This is a genomic window from Tatumella sp. UBA2305, assembly GCF_002345795.1.
Lineage (GTDB): Bacteria > Pseudomonadota > Gammaproteobacteria > Enterobacterales > Enterobacteriaceae > Tatumella > Tatumella morbirosei.
Genome location: NZ_DDVT01000010.1, coordinates 55,116 through 73,947, shown reverse-complemented (window position 1 = coordinate 73,947; position 18,832 = coordinate 55,116). Strand labels below are relative to the sequence as shown.

The window sequence follows — 18,832 nt, the reverse complement described above, 5'->3', positions numbered from 1 at the left end:
AGGGTAGGGACTCAGTTACGCCACAGGACTTTGATAATATGGTACCCGAAGCTGGTTTTTACCGGACCATATGGGGTCAGTAACGGACAGGAAAAGACTGCTTTATCAAAGGCCGGGACCATCTGGCCGCGCCTGAATTCTCCCAGTTCACCACCTTTTCGTCCGGAAGGGCAGGTGGAATATTTTTTTGCCAGTTGCTGAAAACTGGCCCCTTTTTGCAGACGAAGCATTAATTCCTTCGCCTGAGTTTCTTCTTTGACCAGAATATGAAGTGCGGCGGCTGTTTTAGCCATATTTCTGCTCCGGCAGTCTGAGATGTGTATACTTGCCGCTTTATATACCATCCTTTCAGTTATCGACAGAGCGATTTTTTTTATGCGTTTAAACCCTAGTCAGCAACATGCCGTTGAGTATGTTACCGGTCCTTGTCTGGTGCTGGCAGGTGCCGGCTCCGGTAAGACCCGGGTCATCACTAACAAAATAGCTCACCTGATACGAGCCTGTGGTTACCAGGCCCGGCATATCGCAGCGGTGACTTTTACCAACAAAGCTTCCAGGGAAATGAAAGAGCGTGTCGCGCAGACTTTAGGCCGTAAAGAAGCCCGAGGACTGCTGATTTCGACTTTCCATACACTGGGGCTGGAAATCATTAAACGCGAATATGCCGCATTGGGCATGAAATCCAACTTTTCTCTGTTTGATGATCAGGACCAGATGGCGTTGCTGAAAGAATTGACAAAGCCATGGCTGGAAGAAGATAAGAGCCTGTTACAGAACCTGATTTCTGCGATATCTAACTGGAAGAATGATCTGGTATTGCCGGAGGGTGCAGCGGGTTTAGCGAAATCGGCACAGGATAATGTGTTTGCTCACTGTTATCAGCTCTATGATCAACATCTGCGTTCCTGCAATGTGCTGGATTTCGACGATCTGATTTTATTGCCGACCTTGTTGCTACAGCGCAATGAAGAGGTCAGGGAACGCTGGCAGCAGCGCATCCGTTATCTGTTGGTCGATGAATATCAGGACACCAACACCAGTCAGTATCAGCTGGTAAAACTTCTGGTTGGTTCGCGGGCCCGGTTTACGGTAGTGGGTGACGATGATCAGTCAATCTACTCATGGCGGGGTGCACGACCGCAAAACCTGGTGCTGTTGAGCCGGGATTTCCCGGCGCTGGAAGTGATCAAACTGGAACAGAATTATCGATCCTCGCAGCGAATTTTGAAGTCCGCCAATATCCTGATTGCCAATAATCCGCATGTATTTGAAAAGAAATTATTTTCAGAACTGGGTGAAGGTAGTTTGCTTAAGGTGATCACCGCGAACAATGAAGATCATGAAGCGGAACGGGTTACCGGTGAGCTGATTGCCCATCACTTTATCCAGAAAACGAATTACAGGGACTATGCGATTCTCTATCGGGGAAATCATCAGTCACGGGTATTCGAAAAATTGCTGATGCAGAACCGTATTCCTTACCGGATTTCCGGGGGAACCTCATTTTTCTCCCGTCCGGAGATTAAAGATATCCTGGCTTACCTGCGGGTTCTGACAAATCAGGAAGATGACAGCGCCTTCCTGAGAATAGTGAATACACCGCGTCGCGAAATTGGTCCGGCGACGCTGCAAAAGCTGGGTGAGTGGGCCTCCATTCGTAATAAAAGCCTGTTCCATGCCAGTTTTGACCTGGGGCTGGCGGAGCGTCTGCCGGCGAGAAGTCTCGAGCATCTGCAACGATTTACTCACTGGCTGAATTCAGTGATTACCCTCAGCGAACGCGAACCGGTTGCCGCAGTCAGGGACCTTATCCACGGTATCAGTTACGAAAGTTGGTTATTTGAGAACTCTGCCAGTCCAAAAGCCGCTGAGATGCGAATGAAAAACGTGAATACATTATTCCAGTGGATGACCGAAATGCTCGAAGGGAATGAGCTGGACGAGCCGATGACACTGACACAGGTGGTAACGCGCTTTACCCTGCGTGACATGATGGAACGGGGAGAGAGCGAAGATGATCAGGACCAGGTGCAATTGATGACCCTGCACGCCTCAAAGGGGCTGGAGTTTCCCTATGTCTATCTGGTTGGAATGGAAGAGGGGTTATTACCTCACCAGAGCAGTATTGATGAAAATAATATTGAAGAGGAGCGGCGCCTGGCCTATGTCGGGATCACGCGGGCTCAGAAAGAGCTGACGTTTACTCTGTGTCGTGAACGGCGGCAATATGGCGAGCAGGTACGTCCTGAGCCGAGCCGATTCTTACTGGAACTGCCACAGGATGATCTGGTCTGGGAAGGTGACCGCAAGAAGGTAAGCAGTGAAGAGCGGATGATTAACAGCCAGAGTCGGGTGGCCGGATTGCGGGCTATGCTGGAAAAGTCGAAGAAACAGAGCGGGTGAATGTCGCCGGCCGCAGAGGTAGCGGCCGGTGTCTGTTATCAGCCGAGAGTCAGCAGCCAGTGAACATAACTCTGATAGTGGCACTCCTGCTCCAGGAATTCAGCCCGTAACGGGTGAGCTTCCAGCCAGCCTGTGGGTAGCGTCAGATGCATCGCCTCGTCGCTGGCCTGTAGCCTGAGGGCCGGTAAAGTATCATCCCGGCGACGGCTGGAGAAAATAATGGCCAGCCGCAGTAAACGGCAGATACGTTCAGCCAGGCGCGGAGGCAGAGCATTTTGCTGGGTTAATAGTGCCAGGTCGATACTGCCCTGTTGGTTTTGTAACAGAGAAGATATCAGTTTTTTCTGTGCGGGGGTAAAGCCCGGTAAATCAAGAGAACGAACCAGATAGGCAGCATGGTGAGAAGCCTGACGATGATCCACACTCAGGCCAATTTCATGGATAGCGCAGGCACTCAGCAGTAATTCACGGCAGCGGGCATCCAGCTTCCAGCTTTGGCTGACCTGACGGAAAAAAACATCCGCCAGTTGCTGCACACGGAGAGCCTGTTCCCCGTCAATAGCAAAACGGCGCTGGACATTATGTAATGTCCGGGTGCGAATATCTTTGTCGACAGGCAGATTCAACATGCCGTAGACCAGCCCTTCACGTAATGCTCCGCCCGCCAGGGTCATGCTGTCAATCTGTAATTCATGAAAGATAGCGATCAGAATAGATAAGCCACTGGGGAACACCAAGGCGCGTTCGAGAGTCAGCCCTTCAATTTCCAGCTCTTCGAGCTTGCCACACTGGATGGCGCGTTGTTTCAGTTGCCGGAGTTTGCTAAGGGTGATCTGTTCATCCATCCCCTGAGCTACCATAATTTCCTGCAATGCCTGAACGGTTCCTGATGCGCCGACACAAATTTCCCAGCCCTTCTCACGCAGAACCGGGGCTATCTGACGGATTTTTTCTCTTGCCGCCAGCTCCGCCTGTTCAAAATTTTCGCGGGTCAGATAACGGTCGGTGAAGTAACGTTCGAGCCAGGTGACACACCCCATGGACAGGCTAAATAATGCCGTGGTTTCTGCCCCGGAACCGGTGACTAATTCGGTACTGCCACCACCAATATCCACCACCAGACGCTGATCAGAGCCTCCGGTGGTATGAGCGACACCCTGATAAATCAGTCGTGCCTCTTCCTCACCACTAATGACTTCAACAGGGCATCCCAGAATGTTTTCAGCGGTTGAAAGAAACTGCTGCGCATTGGTCGCCAGACGTAAGGTTGCAGTAGCGACCACCCGAATCTGACTGGCAGGGATATCCTGAAGTTGTTCCGCAAACAGACGCAAACATTGCCAGCCGCGGGTCATAGCCTCGTCAGACAGATGATTATCCTGACTCAGCCCGGTCGCCAGCCGTACTTTACGTTTGATTCGGGCAACAGTCTGGATGCTTCCGGAGATTTCACGCACCACCAGCATATGAAAGCTGTTAGAACCTAAATCAATAGCAGCATAAAGTGATGATGCGTTCTGCATAGCTGGTTTAACCTGAACGTTTACGGTTATTGTTACGTGGAGGCCCACTACGACGGTTATTATTGTTGCCCCTGCGGTTATTGGTCGCCGGGCGACGAGCCAGACGTTTAGGTGCAGGCAAATCCGTCAATAAAGCGTCACTGTTGTATTTACTTACCGGAATACTGTGGCCGATATATTCCTCAATGGCCGGTAAATTCAGTGCATATTCTTCACATGCCAGGCTGATAGAGTGTCCACTGGCACCCGCTCTGCCGGTACGACCAATCCGGTGTACGTAATCTTCACGATCATCCGGTAAATCGTAGTTAAACACATGGGTCACTTCCGGAATGTGTAACCCCCGGGCTGCGACATCGGTAGCCACCAGAATGTCCAGCTGACCTTTAGTAAAGTCTTCCAGAATCCGCAGGCGCTTTTTCTGTGGTACATCACCGGTTAACAGGCCGACACGATGGCCGTCTGCAGCCAGATGTCCCCAGACATCTTCACAACGATGTTTGGTATTGGCGAAAATAATCGCACGGTCTGGCCACTCTTCTTCTACCAGGGATTGCAGTAAGCGCATCTTCTCTTCGTTAGAAGGGTAGAACAGCTCTTCTTTTATGCGGTGACCTGTTTTCTGTTCAGGTTCAACTTCGACATATTCTGCGTTATTCATATGCTCAAATGCCAGTTCCCGTACCCGCCATGACAGGGTGGCAGAGAACAGCATGTTCAGTCGCTGATTCGCCGCAGGCATACGGCGGAACAACCAACGGATATCTTTGATAAAGCCCAGGTCGAACATACGATCGGCTTCATCCAGCACCACCACCTGAATGGCGCTCAGGTCGATGTAGTTCTGTTTGGCGTAATCGATCAACCGTCCGGTGGTGCCAATCAGAATATCTACACCCTGTTCAAGGACTTTCAGTTGCTTATCATAGCCATCTCCGCCATAGGCCAGGCCGAGTCGCAACCCGGTGTTATCTGCCAAAGGCTCGGCATCAGCATGGATCTGCACCGCCAGTTCGCGGGTGGGAGCCATAATTAATGCCCGAGGCTGATTCACTTTGTGGCCTTCAGCCACCGGATGAGACAGCAAATAATGGAACGTTGACGTCAGGAACGCCATCGTTTTGCCCGTACCGGTTTGCGCCTGACCCGCGATATCATGCCCTGAAAGGGTATAAGGCAGTGCTAATGCCTGAATCGGTGTACAGTACTGAAATCCTTTATTATCAAGGGCTTCAACTACCTTAGGGTGCAGGGCGAAGTCGGAAAACTTCTTTTCTGTTAAGTGTGTTTTGCTCATAGTGTGGTAGAATATCAGCTTAATGTCGCTTTACGAAAGCGTATCCAATGAAATAAAGTCAACTAACGTTGATTCATTATACGCCAATTCGCCAGGCATAATTCTGTGGAGCAAAATATGAGCAGCGATAAAATCGTTCACTTGACCGACAACAGTTTCGAAACCGACGTCCTGAAAGCTGACGGTGTGACACTGGTAGATTTCTGGGCTGAATGGTGCGGCCCTTGCAAAATGATCGCGCCAATTCTGGATGAAGTTGCCGAAGAGTATCAGGGCAAACTCACAGTCGCGAAACTGAATATTGATGACAACCCGGGCACTGCGCCTAAGTATGGCATCCGTGGTATTCCGACCCTGCTGTTGTTTAAAGATGGCGAAGTCGCGGCCACTAAAGTGGGTGCTTTATCTAAAGGTCAGCTGAAAGAGTTCCTGAACGCTAACCTGGGCTAATGATGCCCCCGGACGCCAGTGGTGGTTTATTTTTGTGCTATCACTGGACGTCTGCATTTTGTCGTGCTAAGTTATCCCCACTGCATTACGCTCTTACCAGTAGTCAGAATCTAAGATTTCCTTTGTTAAGCCAGTCTGTGTTTCCATTTAGATGGATTAACAATCCGGTGGTTTACCACCACGTCGCATCAAGGCCGTCTCGTCATAGTCTGTCGCTGTTTAATAACGACTCCATTGTCGAGTTCAGAATTAGTATGTTTCTATTTACAGGCATGGATTTTAGCCATACCACTCATGACTAACATTTCGAGTAACACCCCGAGTCAAGAACCCATCACTATGAATCTTACCGAACTAAAAAATACGCCGGTGTCTGAGCTGATTACTCTCGGCGAAAATATGGGGTTGGAAAACCTCGCGCGTATGCGCAAACAGGACATTATTTTTGCCATCCTTAAGCAGCATGCAAAGAGTGGCGAAGACATCTTTGGTGATGGTGTGCTGGAGATATTACAGGATGGATTTGGTTTCCTCCGTTCAGCCGACAGCTCCTACCTGGCAGGCCCGGATGATATTTATGTCTCACCCAGCCAGATTCGTCGTTTCAACCTGCGCACAGGTGACACCATCGCCGGAAAAATTCGTCCGCCAAAAGAAGGCGAACGCTATTTTGCCCTGCTGAAAGTCAACGAAGTCAACTACGACAAGCCCGAAAACGCCCGTAATAAAATCCTGTTTGAAAACCTTACCCCTCTGCATGCCAATAACCGCCTGCGGATGGAGCGTGGTAATGGGTCGACAGAAGATATTACTGCCCGCGTTCTGGACCTGGCATCACCCATTGGTCGTGGTCAGCGTGGCCTGATTGTTGCACCGCCGAAAGCCGGTAAAACCATGCTGCTGCAGAACATCGCTCAGAGCCTTGCGTATAATTACCCTGATTGCGAGCTGATGGTACTGCTGATTGACGAACGTCCTGAAGAAGTTACCGAGATGCAGCGTCTGGTAAAAGGTGAAGTCGTTGCTTCAACCTTTGACGAACCTGCTTCCCGTCACGTACAGGTTGCCGAAATGGTGATCGAAAAGGCCAAGCGTTTGGTCGAGCACAAAAAAGATGTCATCATCCTGCTGGACTCTATTACCCGTCTGGCTCGTGCCTATAATACCGTGGTTCCGGCTTCAGGTAAGGTACTGACCGGGGGTGTGGATGCTAATGCCCTGCATCGTCCTAAGCGTTTCTTTGGTGCGGCACGTAATGTGGAAGAGGGCGGAAGCCTGACCATTATCGCCACTGCACTGGTGGATACTGGCTCTAAAATGGATGAAGTTATCTATGAAGAGTTTAAAGGTACCGGCAACATGGAACTGCATCTGTCACGTAAAATCGCTGAAAAACGTGTTTTCCCTGCCATCGACTATAATCGTTCAGGAACACGTAAAGAAGAGTTGCTGACAACGCCGGAAGAACTGCAGAAAATGTGGATTCTGCGTAAAATTATCCACCCGATGGGTGAGATTGATGCCATGGAATTCCTGATTAACAAGCTGGCGATGACGAAAACTAACGAAGAATTCTTCGATATGATGAAACGCTCGTAACCGAGAGTGCATCACACCGAATTAGGAATTTTTTGAAAGTAGCAAAACGCCACGTGATTACGTGGCGTTTTTGTTGTTCAGGCTATAGCATTATCAGGGACAAGGGACTTTGTGAAGGAATTACACATGCAGATAATACTATTAACACGGAACCACGCGGGTAGCACAGAACTCACCACCTGAATCAGGATAAAAACTTAAGAACCGATTTCCTTAGTGAGTTTTCTGACTGAGAGCGTGGAATGTGAATTTACTCAATATGAGTACTGAACTTGGACTAACTTTCCTGTTTTCGCTGGTCTTTTTGTTCTTTGCCCGCAAAATAGCCCAAAAAGTTGGTTTGATGGATAAACCGGACTCCCGAAAACGTCATCAGGGTGCAGTGCCTCTGGTCGGTGGTATTTCGGTATTTGCCGGTATTTGTTTTGCACTGATCCTGACCAGTAGCTATCAGCCGCATGTGGTTCTGTACCTGTGTTGCTCCGGAGTCCTGGTTCTGGTGGGGGCACTGGATGATCGCTACGATATCAGTGTGAAGTTGCGCGCGGTTGTTCAGGCGTTTGTCGCCATTGTGATGATATCCGGCGCTAACCATTATCTGGTCAGTTTTGGCTATATACTGGGGCCCGTTGAACTGAATGTCGGACCTTTCGGTTATCTTTTGACCTTGTTTGCGGTCTGGGCAGCTATTAATGCTTTCAACATGGTGGATGGCATCGACGGTTTACTCGGTGGACTGTCTTCTGTCAGCTTCTGTGCTTTAGGTATCCTTCTTTATCTGAAAGGGCAACTGAGCCTGGCGTTCTGGTGCTTTGCGATGATAGCCGCTACTCTTCCCTATATTTTACTCAATCTGGGTCTCCTGGGTCACCGCTATAAAGTGTTTATGGGCGATGCCGGCAGTACCATGATCGGTTTTACGGTCATCTGGTTGTTACTGCAAACTACCCAGGGAGAGAATCATGACCTTCGCCCGGTGACGGCGCTATGGATTATTGCTATCCCACTGATGGACATGGTGGCGATTATGTACCGGCGGCTGCATAAAGGAATGAGCCCGTTTTCTGCCGATCGCCAGCATATTCATCATCTGATCATGCGGGCCGGTTTTACTTCCCGTCAGGCCTTCGTACTGATTACCCTTTCCGCTGCATTGCTGGCGGCTATCGGGGTCATTGGCGAGTGTGTGTCCTGGATACCAGAATGGATCATGATGCTGCTGTTTTTGGTTGCATTTTCAGTCTACGGTTATTGCCTTAAACATGCGTGGCGGGTAGTCCGTCTGGTCCGCAGAATTAAACGCCGCTGGTATAATTTCCGCCATGCCCGCGAAAATCAGATTTAACCCCGGTTTCTATTGCGATAAGGATCTACCCGTTATGGAGTCTCCCTCTGTGGAAAATGAATTAAACGTTCCACTCCTGGTCAGTCGGTTGTGGCGGGGAAAAGGATGGATCATTGGTCTGGCGGCAGCCGGATTATTGTTAGCCTTTGGCTATGCGCAATGGGCGACTCAGGTGTGGAGTGCCACAGCGATTGTCGATCATCCTTCGGTCAGCCAGATAGCGCCTTATTACACTCAGCGTCAGCTACTCGCGACTCTGGAAGACAGTAATGCGCCTCCCCCTGCGGCCTCATCCGTGACTGATGAAGCTTATCAGGAGTTTTTATTACAACTATCGTCCTGGGACAGTCGCCGGGATTTCTGGCTACAGTCACAGTATTTTCGTCGGCAACTTACTGGTCATGAAGCTCAGCGTGCGGTAATCCTTAACAAGCTTATCGGCAATATCCGCTTACAGGCCGCTGAGCCGGTCCGCGGCACCCGAGATACACTGATCTTGCTGGCAGATAATGCTGCGGATTCGGCCCGGTTACTTAGCCAGTATGTACAGTTTGCCAGTCAGCGGGCTATCCGCAGTCTGAACAGTAACCTCAGTGAAGAGTGGCGGAATGCCTGGCAGTTACGTCAGACTGAGCTTATCAGGCAGAAGGTCGCCGTGGATGCTTTACAGAGTCAGGCTGCTGACAGCGACGGGGGCTCTGATAAGGGAGGGGCTGCCCTTGCTTCAGGTTATCTGCAGAATAAAGCGTTACTGGAAAACCTGAGACCGGCACCGGCGTTGTCTGATGATATTCAGACATGGCGCTACCTGCGTTCACCGGAACCCCCGGTGAGCCCGGAAAGTCCGCGTTTGTTACTATTAATGGCACTGTGGGGAATGACAGGAGTATTTATCGGGGCGGTTATCGCCATTGCTCGCCGGTAAGTGATCATATGTCAGCAGACAGATATCCGGAAAATAAGGAATCCTGTGTGAAAGTATTAACGGTCTTTGGCACGCGCCCCGAAGCGATAAAAATGGCCCCTCTGGTCCGCGCGCTGGCCGCGGATAACGAGATTAATGCGCGGTTGTGTGTAACAGCGCAACACCGGGAAATGCTCGATCAGGTCCTGAGATTATTTAGTCTGCAACCCGATTTTGATTTAGATATTATGCGGCCCGGGCAGGATCTGACGGCACTGACCTGCCGTATACTGCAAGGGATGCAACAGGTTCTTTCAGACTTTCGTCCGGATATTGTGCTGGTGCATGGTGATACCACCACGACGATGGCGGTCAGTCTGGCGGCCTACTATCAGCGAATCACTATCGGACATGTGGAAGCAGGTTTGCGAACCGGCAATCTGCTGTCGCCATGGCCGGAAGAGGGGAACCGGAAGGTTGCCGGGCATCTTGCTCGCTTCCACTTTGCGCCTACGGAACGCTCGCGACAAAATTTGTTGCGGGAAAATATCGCCGCGCAACAGATCTTTGTGACCGGGAATACAGTGATTGATGCATTGCTGTGGGTCAGGGATAAAATCTGCCAGGATAAGGTACTCAGCCAGCAACTGGCGGCGAGTTATCCGTTTCTTGAAACCGGGCGGCCTATGATCCTTGTTACCGGTCATCGGCGTGAAAGCTTTGGTGGAGGATTTGAACGTATCTGCGGTGCTCTGGCAGAACTTGCTGCTCGCCACCCTCAGGTGCAAATCGTCTATCCGGTACACCTTAATCCGAATGTCCATACCCCGGTAAAGCGGATACTCAGTGGGGTCAGCAATATTTATCTTATTGAACCCCAGGAATACCTGCCTTTTGTCTGGCTGATGAATAAAGCCCACCTGATTCTGACGGATTCCGGCGGAATACAGGAGGAAGCTCCGGCATTAGGGATTCCGGTGCTGGTAATGCGTGACACTACTGAGCGTCCGGAGGCGGTGGATGCCGGAACCGTACGGTTAGTCGGAACGGACAGCGACAAAATCGTCGCGGAAGCTTCGCGATTATTACAGCACTCCGATGCCTGGCGGCAGATGAGCCGGGCCCATAACCCTTACGGGGACGGGCAGGCCTGTCGGGAAATTATAAAGATATTAAAACAGCACAGAGTACATTTATGAGTTTTAAGACAATTTCTGTTGTCGGTCTGGGCTATATCGGCCTGCCAACAGCAGCAGTGCTTGCCTCTGAGAAAACTAGTGTCGTTGGCGTCGATGTTAATCCACAGACTGTGGATATTATTAACCGCGGCGAAATACATATTGTGGAACCCTGTCTGGCTCAGAAAGTGGCAGAAGCGGTGGCCGGAGGATATTTACGGGCATCGACTACCCCACAACCGGCCGATGCGTTCCTGATTGCGGTACCTACGCCATTTCGCTCTGAATATCAGCCCGAGTTAAGTTATGTTCGTGCTGCGGCAGAGTCTGTTGCCGGGGTCCTGAAGAAAGGAGATCTGGTCATACTCGAGTCTACCTGTCCGGTGGGAACGACCGGTCAGATGGCGGATTGGCTGGCAGTTCTTCGCCCGGACCTGATGTTCCCGCAGCATAGCGAACAGCCAGATATTCATATTGCTTATTGCCCGGAACGGGTATTGCCCGGCAAAATAATGAGTGAACTGGTCAACAATGACCGTGTTATTGGAGGCATGACTCCCGCATGTTCCGCCAGGGCTCGTCAGTTATATCAACTGTTTGTTCGCGGGGATTGCATCGTCACCGATGACCGTACTGCCGAAATGTGTAAACTGACTGAGAATAGCTTTCGGGATGTCAATATTGCTTTTGCTAACGAACTGTCGATGATTTGTCATGAACAGCAGATCAATGTATGGCAACTGATTGCCCTGGCAAACCGTCATCCACGGGTGAATATCCTGCAGCCAGGCCCTGGCGTCGGGGGTCATTGTATTGCTGTCGATCCCTGGTTTATTGTGGCTCAGAATCCACAGCAGAGCCGGTTGATACGCACGGCGCGCGAGGTTAATGACAGTAAGCCTGGCTGGGTGATGGATCAGGTAAAGCAGCAGTTGGCTGATTGCCTCAACGCAACATCACAACGTGCCTCTGAGATTACCATTGCCTGTTTTGGACTGGCTTTTAAAGCAGATATTGATGATTTACGCGAAAGTCCGGCGCTGAATGTGGTACAGATGATTAGCCGGTGGCACCAGGGTCAGGTGTTAGCCGTAGAGCCGAATATTACGCAGTTGCCATCTTCACTGGCAGATGAGGTTACACTGGCCGACAGTGAAACTGCCCTGCAACAGGCAGATATTCTCGTCTTGCTGGTTGATCACCGACAATTCAAAACGATTGACCCGCAACGTTTGGCCGGACGCCGGGTAGTTGATACCCGCGGTCTGTGGAAATAACGCGGGAACGGGGCAGTGAAGGCTGAAGGGCAGTTATCGGAGGCTGAAATGCAAATAAATGGCAGTGTTATGCCGCTCGATTGGGAATCAGAGTTTTTTGGTTATCCTATCGGCCGCCTGATCCCGGGCGGTAGTCAATCGTTACAGGTCGGGGAATTAAATCACTATCGCTTGCTGCAGGCCAGAATCGCGGCAGAAGATCATTCCGGGCTGGCGATTGCTAATCAGCTGGGTTTCCAGTTGGCAGAGGGGGAAGCGGGTCTGGTTCTGGCTATTTTACAAACCGAACGTCAGCCTGGCATCCGTATTGCCCGTGAAGGCCAGATCCCGGAATTACGCCAGGTAGCCTCACAAGCGTTTACGCAAAGTCGTTTCCGTGCCCCATGGTTCAGTAGTGCCGATTGCCAGCGGTTTTATGCTCAATGGGTAGAGAACGCTGTTAACGGACGATTCGATGACCAGTGTCTGGTGGCTTTTGGAGCCGGCGGAGAGTTGCAGGGATTTGTGTCGGTCCGGGAAACTGGTGAAGATGCACGTATCGGATTGCTGGCGGTGGTCCCGGAAGCCAGGGGAAAAGGTATTGGTCAGCGACTGTTGTATGCCGCTGCCGACTGGGGCAGAGTCAGACGTCTCCGGCATCTGCATATTACCACTCAGTTGAGTAACGTGGTGGCAATGCGTCTCTATCTGCGTAGTGGTGCACGGCTGGAAAATACTGCCTATTGGCTATACAGGAAAACAGATGATTCCCTTTAATTCACCTCCGGTCACCGGCAGCGAAATAGAATATATGCAGTCGGCGATGTCCAGTGGCAAGCTGAGTGGCGACGGTGGTTTCACCCGCCGCTGCCAGCAATGGATGGAGCAGCGTTTTGGCAGCCATAAGGTGCTGTTGACCCCGTCCTGCACCGCGTCGCTGGAGATGGCCGCATTACTGATTGATATTGTACCCGGCGATGAAGTGATCATGCCAAGTTACACCTTTGTCTCCACGGCTAATGCTTTTGTGCTGCGCGGGGCGAAAGTGGTCTTTGTTGATATCCGCCCGGATACGCTGAATATTGATGAGACCCTGATTGAAGCGGCGATAACTGCAAAGACCCGTGCAGTGGTGGTGGTGCATTATGCCGGGGTCGCCTGTGAGATGGACAGTATTGTCAGCCTGTGTGAAAAGCACCATCTGTATCTGATAGAGGACGCAGCACAGGCAGTGATGTCTTCCTACAAAGGCAGGCCATTGGGGACCATCGGTCATATCGGTTGTTTCAGCTTTCACGAAACTAAAAACTATACTGCCGGCGGGGAAGGTGGTGCGACTCTGATCAATGATGTATCGCTGGTTGCCAGAGCGGAAATTATCCGTGAGAAGGGCACTAACCGTAGCCAGTTTTTCCGTGGACAGACCGATAAGTATACCTGGCGTGATATGGGTTCCAGCTATCTGATGTCTGATTTGCAGGCGGCTTACCTGTGGGCCCAACTGGAAGCTGCTGAACAGATTAATCAGCGGCGCCTGACACTCTGGGAACAGTATTACCAGGCATTATTACCGCTTGAGCAGCAGGGAAGACTGCTACTGCCATCGGTGCCTGAAAACTGTAACCACAATGCTCATATGTTTTATATCCGGCTGGCAGATAACTCCGTCCGTACCCGTTTAATTGACTGGATGAAAGAAGCCGATATTTTAGCGGTATTCCATTATATTCCGCTGCACAGTTCCCCTGCCGGGCAACAGTACGGGCGTTTTCATGGTCCGGACCGTTTTACCACTGTAGAAAGTGAACGACTGCTGCGTTTACCGCTGTTTTATAATCTGTCTGATAATAATCAGAAAACGGTTATTAGTTCCCTGATGAGTTTTCTGCACTAATGTCGCTGGCAAAAGCCTCCGTCTGGACCTCATTTTCGACGCTTATCAAAATCCTGGCCGGGCTGCTGGTCGTTAAGCTGCTGGCTGTCAGTTATGGCCCGGAGGGGATAGGTCTGGCGGGTAACTTTCGCCAAATGGTGACGGTGCTGGGCGTGCTGGCCGGCGCAGGGATATTTAACGGAGTGACACGTTATGTGGCTGAATATCAGGATCAGCCCGTCAGACTGCAGGCTCTGACCGCGACATCTTCGTCCATTATTATTGGTTCTTCACTTCTGCTGTGCGTGGTATTTAGCCTGGCGGCGGAACCAATCAGCGAGCTACTGTTTGGCAGCGACCACTACCGGCAGGTGATTCGGATAGTGGCTTTCCTGCAAGCGGGTATTGCATGGGCTAACTTGCTGCAGGCACAGCTTAAGGGGTACCGAAATGCGCGGGCCAATGCTCTGGTCGTTGCCGGAGGCAGCCTGCTCGGTGTGGCAGGGTATCTGCTCTGTTGGCTGGCGGGGGGCTACTCCGGGGCACTGGCCGGAATCGCTCTGGTGCCGGCTATCAGCCTGTTACCAGCGATTGCTCTGCTTAAGTCAGGTACGACCCTGCAATGGCGCTGGTTTATTCCGCATTGGGACTCCCGGCTGGCTGCTTTGTTATTCAGGTATACACTGATGTCACTGATGACTGCCATCACTCTTCCGGTGGCGTGGATTATTATGCGTAACCTGCTGGCAGCACATGCGGGCTGGCAACAGGTGGGATTGTGGCAGGGGGTAAGTAGCATCTCAGATGCCTGGCTGCAATTTATTACCGCGACCTTTAGTGTCTGGCTGTTGCCGACTCTGGCTAAACAAAGTGATAAACAGGCGACCGGGCGCGTGATTTTTCGCGCATTGCGATTTGTCATGCCGGTGGTCGCTGGTGTGGCATTACTGGTCTGGTTTTTGCGGGATGTTGCTATCTGGCTGCTATTTACTGCGAAGTTCGCCGCAATGCGCGATCTGTTTATCTGGCAACTGACCGGTGACTTTTTTAAGGTCGGTGCTTACGTATTTGGTTACCTGGTGATTGCCAAAGCCTCTTTACGTTTTTATTTGCTCACCGAGCTGAGCCAGTTTGTGTTGCTGCTTGCCAGTGCCAGCTGGCTGATTCCAGTGCACGGTGTTAGCGGGGCAGTGCAGGCCTATTGTCTGACTTATATGCTCTATTTTGCCCTCTGTGGGGCGGTGTTTATGTATTGGTACCGAAAATGACAAGCTTAATTCATCTGCTCGGATCGGATATTCCGCATCATAACCTGACGGTACTGCGTTTCTTTGACCAGCAGTTGTCGGTGCAGATACCCACCGCGAGTCGCCGAAAATTTATGGTGGTCGCTCAGGATGCTCAGTCAGTTGCGGAGTTTACTGCGCTGGATGTGCAGGTATTCCCCGATAAAAAAAGCCTGGCAAAGGCCGTGGTGAGGCTGGCGAACAACCGGCAACAACAATTTTTCTGCCATGGTCAGTTTAATCCCTGGCTGTGGCTGGCTTTAGTCAGCCGTAACATTGGCCGCCATCAGTTACACTGGCATATCTGGGGGGCTGATTTGTATGAGGATTCCCGGCAACTACGTTTTCGTCTGTTTTATCTGTTACGCCGTATGGCCCACAAGCGGATAGCCAGTGTCTGGGCGACCAGGGGAGATATCAGTCATTTCCGTCAGCGTGTGACTTCGGTACCGGCTTCATTGCTCTATTTTCCAGCCCGTATGCCATCATTTTCCCCGCAAGTCGCACTGAAGGAAAATGAGCTACCACTGACCATTTTACTGGGAAATTCAGGAGACCCGACCAACCGTCATGCAGAAGCACTGGCCGATATCCGGCAGCAGTTCGGTCAGCAGATACGGGTCATCGTGCCTATGGGGTATCCGACGGGTAATGAGGCCTATATTGCCCGGGTCAGGTCCGTGGCGGAACACTATTTTCCTGACGGTCAGGTGACATTGCTCACCGATACTCTGGATTTTCCGGCTTATCTGGCGTTACTGGATAGCTGCCGGTTAGGCTATTTTATTTTTAAACGCCAGCAGGGAATTGGTACTCTTTGTCTGTTGATTGAGAAAAATATTCCGTTTGTGGTCAGCCGTGACAATCCGTTCTGGCAGGATTTGACCGAACAGCAACTGCCGGTATTATTCCGCGGAGATGACCTGACGGCGGCGGCAATTGACGAAGCCCGGCGTCAGCTGGCCGGTTGCGATAAAACAGCCATCGCGTTTCTTGCACCGGGGTATCTGGAAGGATGGCAGCAGATGCTGTCACAGCTGGAACAGGAGGTAGCGTCATGAATTTATTACAGCTGTCCGGTCTCTCGGTCGTCTACCTCTGTTGCCTGGCCTTTGTACTGGTGCTGGCAGGGAAAGAGTTCCGCCGGGAACGGTTTAACTTCCATCTTTTCTTTACCCTACTGTTTTTACTGACCTTTTATTTCGGCTTTCCGCTGACCTGTCTGTTGGTGTTCTGTTTTGATACTCCGGTAGTTGCCCCCGAATATTTACTGGCTGCGCTGTTGTCGGCGACCGGTTTCTACGGAGTTTATTATCTGAGTTATAAGCTTAAATTTCGCCGCCCGGCAGTCGCCACCGCCCCCCCGTTATTCAGTATGAACAGGGTTGAGACTCTGATTTTTTGCAGCCTGCTGGCGCTGATTGCTATTGGTACCGTCGGTGTATTCTTTATGCATAACGGGTTCCTGTTGTTTCGGTTAAGTTCCTATAGCCAGATATTTTCCAGCCAGGTTTCCGGAGTGGCACTGAAGCGGTTTTTCTACTTCTTTATCCCGGCAATGTTAATTGTCTATTTCCTCAAACCGACCCGTAAAAACTGGTTAATTTTCCTGGGTTATACGGTCAGTTTTGGATTGCTGACTTATCTAATCGTTGGCGGTACCCGGGCCAATATTATTATCGCGTTCGCTCTGTTTTTGTTTATTGGTATTACCCGGGGCTGGATTAATCTGACCATGCTGGTATCGGCGGGTGTGCTTTCGGTACTGGGGATGTTCTGGCTGGCATTGCGCCGTTATAACCTGCAGGTCTCCGGCGATGAGGCGTTCCATACTTTTTTGTATCTCACGCGCGATACTTTTTCTCCGTGGGAAAACCTTGCCCTGCTGTTGAGTCATTATCACCGCATTGAGTTCCAGGGGCTGGCGCCTATGTGGCGGGATTTCTATGTATTTATTCCCTCCTGGCTGTGGCCTGGACGCCCTTCTGAGGTGCTGAATAGTGCTAATTACTTTACCTGGGATGTGTTGCATAACCATTCCGGGCTGGCGATTTCACCGACACTGATTGGTTCGCTGGTGGTGATGGGGGGGGCATGGCTGCTGATACCCGGGGCGGTGCTGGTGGGATTCATCATCCGGGGCTTCGATTATATTTATCGCCGCGCGATGCAAGAGTCCAATCGTTACACTGCTGCCGTACTTAACAGTTTTTGTTTTGGCGCTATTTTCAACCTGATAGTTCTGGCACGGGAAGGGCTGGATGCCTTCGGGTCCAGAATTGTGTTCTTTAGTGTTATTTTTCTGTTCTGCCTGGTGATGGCTAAAGTGCTGTTCTGGTTGCTGGACAGTGTGGGTGTTATTCGGCAACGTGAACCCTCAGTGACAGACACATTATTAACCTTTAAAAATCAATAACCGCTGGATTGTGGAAAGTGATGAAAAAATACCCTGGTTCCCCTCCGTACCGGATTCGGGGGGTGTCGCTTTATGGATTCCGTTCAGTGAAACAGTTTGCTGATTTCCTGTTGCTGCCGGATAAGCCCCGCAGAGGGATGCTGGTAGCGATAAATGCGGAAAAGATACTCTCGGCCGAAAAAGATCCGTTACTTCGGGACATTCTGTCTGAGGCCGAATTTAACTATGCTGACGGGATCAGTATCGTCCGTTCAGTCAGAAAAAAGTATCCAGGCAGTGATATCCAGAGAGTTGCCGGAGTCGATTTGTGGCAGGAACTCATTCAGCAGGCCGCAGAACGGCAGATACCGGTGTATCTGCTCGGTGGAAAGCCGGAAGTGTTAAGACAAACCTGCGATAAATTACACCGGCTTTGGCCGCTTAACATTGCTGGCAGCCAGGATGGTTATTTTACTGAGCAGCAGACAGAGGCTGTTATTCAGAATATTGCAGAAAGTGGCGCTAAAATTGTCACGGTAGCGATGGGGTCACCGCGGCAGGAGTTATTTATTCGTCGTTGCCGGGCGGTATATCCCGATGCCTTGTATATGGGGGTCGGAGGGACTTACGATGTTTTCTGTGGTGTTGTAAAGCGGGCTCCGGCAATCTGGCAGCAACTGGGTCTGGAGTGGCTATATCGCCTGATAAAACAACCCTCACGCTGGCGACGGCAGTGGCAATTGCTGCGTTATCAAAAGTACCACTGGCGTGGCGATTTGTAGTGACGGAGATTATTCCGGTGTAAAAGTTGCTCAGTATGCTGGATCTTCAGTCAAACTGCGCAAACGATAAGCAAATGAATAATTTTATTAAAAAAGCACTAGACAGGATTAGCTCAACCCCGTAATATCCGCATCCGCAACGGCGCTAAGCGCCCGTAGCTCAGCTGGATAGAGCGCTGCCCTCCGGAGGCAGAGGTCTCAGGTTCGAATCCTGTCGGGCGCACCATTTTTGGTTAGCGTAAGAGCTGCGGTGATTTACCGCGAGAGTAGTAAAGGTGTTTTTAGCTACGTTGTAAGCAGTAAGAAAAATATGGTGGCTATAGCTCAGTTGGTAGAGCCCTGGATTGTGATTCCAGTTGTCGTGGGTTCGAGTCCCATTAGCCACCCCATTTTTTGCCGGATATGCGAAGGTGGCGGAATTGGTAGACGCGCTAGCTTCAGGTGTTAGTGTCTTAACGGACGTGAGGGTTCAAGTCCCTCTCTTCGCACCAGGTAAAAAATGCAGAGGTAAGCAGTATTTCGGCGAGTAGCGCAGCTTGGT

16 protein-coding genes and 3 tRNA genes are annotated in these 18,832 nt (G+C 50.9%); 16 read left to right on the top strand and 3 right to left on the bottom strand.

The genetic code is table 11. The annotated features are described in order from the left end of the window. Positions 1-11: 11 nt before the first annotated feature. Positions 12-293: a peptidylprolyl isomerase PpiC gene (gene ppiC / locus B3Z23_RS04190; RefSeq protein WP_294901876.1), complete on the bottom strand. Its 282-nt coding sequence runs from the start codon at positions 291-293 to the stop codon at positions 12-14. An 82-nt stretch (positions 294-375) separates the two neighbouring features. Here ppiC and rep point away from each other — a divergent pair, with 82 nt between their 5' ends. Next, positions 376-2,403 (top strand): DNA helicase Rep, encoded by a 2,028-nt coding sequence (gene rep / locus B3Z23_RS04185; protein WP_294901875.1) that lies wholly within the window; start codon positions 376-378, stop codon positions 2,401-2,403. A gap of 38 nt (positions 2,404-2,441) precedes the next feature. On the opposite strand, the gene gppA is transcribed toward rep, so the two are convergent. After that, positions 2,442-3,926 (bottom strand): guanosine-5'-triphosphate,3'-diphosphate diphosphatase, encoded by a 1,485-nt coding sequence (gene gppA, locus B3Z23_RS04180; protein WP_294901873.1) that lies wholly within the window; start codon positions 3,924-3,926, stop codon positions 2,442-2,444. A gap of 7 nt (positions 3,927-3,933) precedes the next feature. After that, complete coding sequence (gene rhlB, locus B3Z23_RS04175) at positions 3,934-5,223, bottom strand: ATP-dependent RNA helicase RhlB (RefSeq protein ID WP_294901871.1); 1,290 nt, start codon at positions 5,221-5,223, stop codon at positions 3,934-3,936. A gap of 117 nt (positions 5,224-5,340) precedes the next feature. Between rhlB and trxA the strand changes: the two genes are divergently transcribed. The 15 genes from trxA to B3Z23_RS04100 all read left to right on the top strand — a co-directional run bounded on the left by trxA (position 5,341) and on the right by B3Z23_RS04100 (position 18,782). After that, a complete protein-coding gene (gene trxA / locus B3Z23_RS04170; RefSeq protein WP_038015458.1) occupies positions 5,341-5,673 on the top strand; it encodes a thioredoxin TrxA in 333 nt (110 codons plus the stop codon). Between the two features lie 339 nt (positions 5,674-6,012). Beyond that, positions 6,013-7,272 (top strand): transcription termination factor Rho, encoded by a 1,260-nt coding sequence (gene rho / locus B3Z23_RS04165; RefSeq protein WP_038015767.1) that lies wholly within the window; start codon positions 6,013-6,015, stop codon positions 7,270-7,272. Between the two features lie 259 nt (positions 7,273-7,531). Next, positions 7,532-8,617, top strand: a complete 1,086-nt coding sequence (gene wecA / locus B3Z23_RS04160) for a UDP-N-acetylglucosamine--undecaprenyl-phosphate N-acetylglucosaminephosphotransferase (RefSeq protein ID WP_294901868.1) — start codon at positions 7,532-7,534, stop codon at positions 8,615-8,617. Positions 8,618-8,651: 34 nt separating this feature from the next. Further along, on the top strand, positions 8,652-9,542 hold the full coding sequence (locus B3Z23_RS04155; RefSeq protein WP_294901866.1) for a Wzz/FepE/Etk N-terminal domain-containing protein: 891 nt from the start codon (positions 8,652-8,654) through the stop codon (positions 9,540-9,542). Positions 9,543-9,589: 47 nt separating this feature from the next. After that, positions 9,590-10,720, top strand: a complete 1,131-nt coding sequence (gene wecB, locus B3Z23_RS04150; protein WP_294901864.1) for a non-hydrolyzing UDP-N-acetylglucosamine 2-epimerase — start codon at positions 9,590-9,592, stop codon at positions 10,718-10,720. Next, entirely contained in the window at positions 10,717-11,976 is a 1,260-nt protein-coding gene (gene wecC / locus B3Z23_RS04145; RefSeq protein WP_294901862.1) for a UDP-N-acetyl-D-mannosamine dehydrogenase, read from the top strand. Before wecB ends, wecC begins: the two co-directional genes overlap by 4 nt. 48 nt (positions 11,977-12,024) lie before the next feature. Beyond that, positions 12,025-12,732, top strand: a complete 708-nt coding sequence (gene rffC, locus B3Z23_RS04140) for a dTDP-4-amino-4,6-dideoxy-D-galactose acyltransferase (RefSeq protein WP_294901860.1) — start codon at positions 12,025-12,027, stop codon at positions 12,730-12,732. Next, positions 12,719-13,849, top strand: a complete 1,131-nt coding sequence (gene rffA, locus B3Z23_RS04135) for a dTDP-4-amino-4,6-dideoxygalactose transaminase (RefSeq protein WP_294901858.1) — start codon at positions 12,719-12,721, stop codon at positions 13,847-13,849. The genes rffC and rffA overlap by 14 nt, the downstream gene beginning before the upstream one ends. Continuing rightward, positions 13,849-15,096: a lipid III flippase WzxE gene (wzxE, locus tag B3Z23_RS04130; protein WP_294901855.1), complete on the top strand. Its 1,248-nt coding sequence runs from the start codon at positions 13,849-13,851 to the stop codon at positions 15,094-15,096. Before rffA ends, wzxE begins: the two co-directional genes overlap by 1 nt. Continuing rightward, a complete protein-coding gene (locus B3Z23_RS04125) occupies positions 15,093-16,175 on the top strand; it encodes a TDP-N-acetylfucosamine:lipid II N-acetylfucosaminyltransferase (protein WP_294901853.1) in 1,083 nt (360 codons plus the stop codon). The genes wzxE and B3Z23_RS04125 overlap by 4 nt, the downstream gene beginning before the upstream one ends. Continuing rightward, on the top strand, positions 16,172-17,530 hold the full coding sequence (gene wzyE / locus B3Z23_RS04120) for an ECA oligosaccharide polymerase (protein WP_294901852.1): 1,359 nt from the start codon (positions 16,172-16,174) through the stop codon (positions 17,528-17,530). Before B3Z23_RS04125 ends, wzyE begins: the two co-directional genes overlap by 4 nt. A gap of 20 nt (positions 17,531-17,550) precedes the next feature. After that, positions 17,551-18,291, top strand: coding sequence for a lipopolysaccharide N-acetylmannosaminouronosyltransferase (gene wecG / locus B3Z23_RS04115; protein WP_294901842.1), 741 nt, complete (start codon positions 17,551-17,553; stop codon positions 18,289-18,291). A gap of 149 nt (positions 18,292-18,440) precedes the next feature. After that, positions 18,441-18,517: transfer RNA gene (locus B3Z23_RS04110), tRNA-Arg, on the top strand. Positions 18,518-18,604: 87 nt separating this feature from the next. After that, positions 18,605-18,680: transfer RNA gene (locus tag B3Z23_RS04105), tRNA-His, on the top strand. Positions 18,681-18,695: 15 nt separating this feature from the next. Then, positions 18,696-18,782: transfer RNA gene (locus B3Z23_RS04100), tRNA-Leu, on the top strand. The last annotated feature ends 50 nt before the right edge of the window (positions 18,783-18,832 follow it).

What these genes read in the sequence shown, in the direction of transcription:
- ppiC (WP_294901876.1), bottom strand. Translation starts at nt 293, where the DNA reads ATGGCTAAAACAGCCGCCGCACTTCATATTCTGGTCAAAGAAGAAACT.
- rep (WP_294901875.1), top strand. Translation starts at nt 376, where the DNA reads ATGCGTTTAAACCCTAGTCAGCAACATGCCGTTGAGTATGTTACCGGT.
- gppA (WP_294901873.1), bottom strand. Translation starts at nt 3,926, where the DNA reads ATGCAGAACGCATCATCACTTTATGCTGCTATTGATTTAGGTTCTAAC.
- rhlB (WP_294901871.1), bottom strand. Translation starts at nt 5,223, where the DNA reads ATGAGCAAAACACACTTAACAGAAAAGAAGTTTTCCGACTTCGCCCTG.
- trxA (WP_038015458.1), top strand. Translation starts at nt 5,341, where the DNA reads ATGAGCAGCGATAAAATCGTTCACTTGACCGACAACAGTTTCGAAACC.
- rho (WP_038015767.1), top strand. Translation starts at nt 6,013, where the DNA reads ATGAATCTTACCGAACTAAAAAATACGCCGGTGTCTGAGCTGATTACT.
- wecA (WP_294901868.1), top strand. Translation starts at nt 7,532, where the DNA reads ATGAGTACTGAACTTGGACTAACTTTCCTGTTTTCGCTGGTCTTTTTG.
- B3Z23_RS04155 (WP_294901866.1), top strand. Translation starts at nt 8,652, where the DNA reads ATGGAGTCTCCCTCTGTGGAAAATGAATTAAACGTTCCACTCCTGGTC.
- wecC (WP_294901862.1), top strand. Translation starts at nt 10,717, where the DNA reads ATGAGTTTTAAGACAATTTCTGTTGTCGGTCTGGGCTATATCGGCCTG.
- rffC (WP_294901860.1), top strand. Translation starts at nt 12,025, where the DNA reads ATGCAAATAAATGGCAGTGTTATGCCGCTCGATTGGGAATCAGAGTTT.
- rffA (WP_294901858.1), top strand. Translation starts at nt 12,719, where the DNA reads ATGATTCCCTTTAATTCACCTCCGGTCACCGGCAGCGAAATAGAATAT.
- wzxE (WP_294901855.1), top strand. Translation starts at nt 13,849, where the DNA reads ATGTCGCTGGCAAAAGCCTCCGTCTGGACCTCATTTTCGACGCTTATC.
- B3Z23_RS04125 (WP_294901853.1), top strand. Translation starts at nt 15,093, where the DNA reads ATGACAAGCTTAATTCATCTGCTCGGATCGGATATTCCGCATCATAAC.
- wzyE (WP_294901852.1), top strand. Translation starts at nt 16,172, where the DNA reads ATGAATTTATTACAGCTGTCCGGTCTCTCGGTCGTCTACCTCTGTTGC.
- wecG (WP_294901842.1), top strand. Translation starts at nt 17,551, where the DNA reads ATGAAAAAATACCCTGGTTCCCCTCCGTACCGGATTCGGGGGGTGTCG.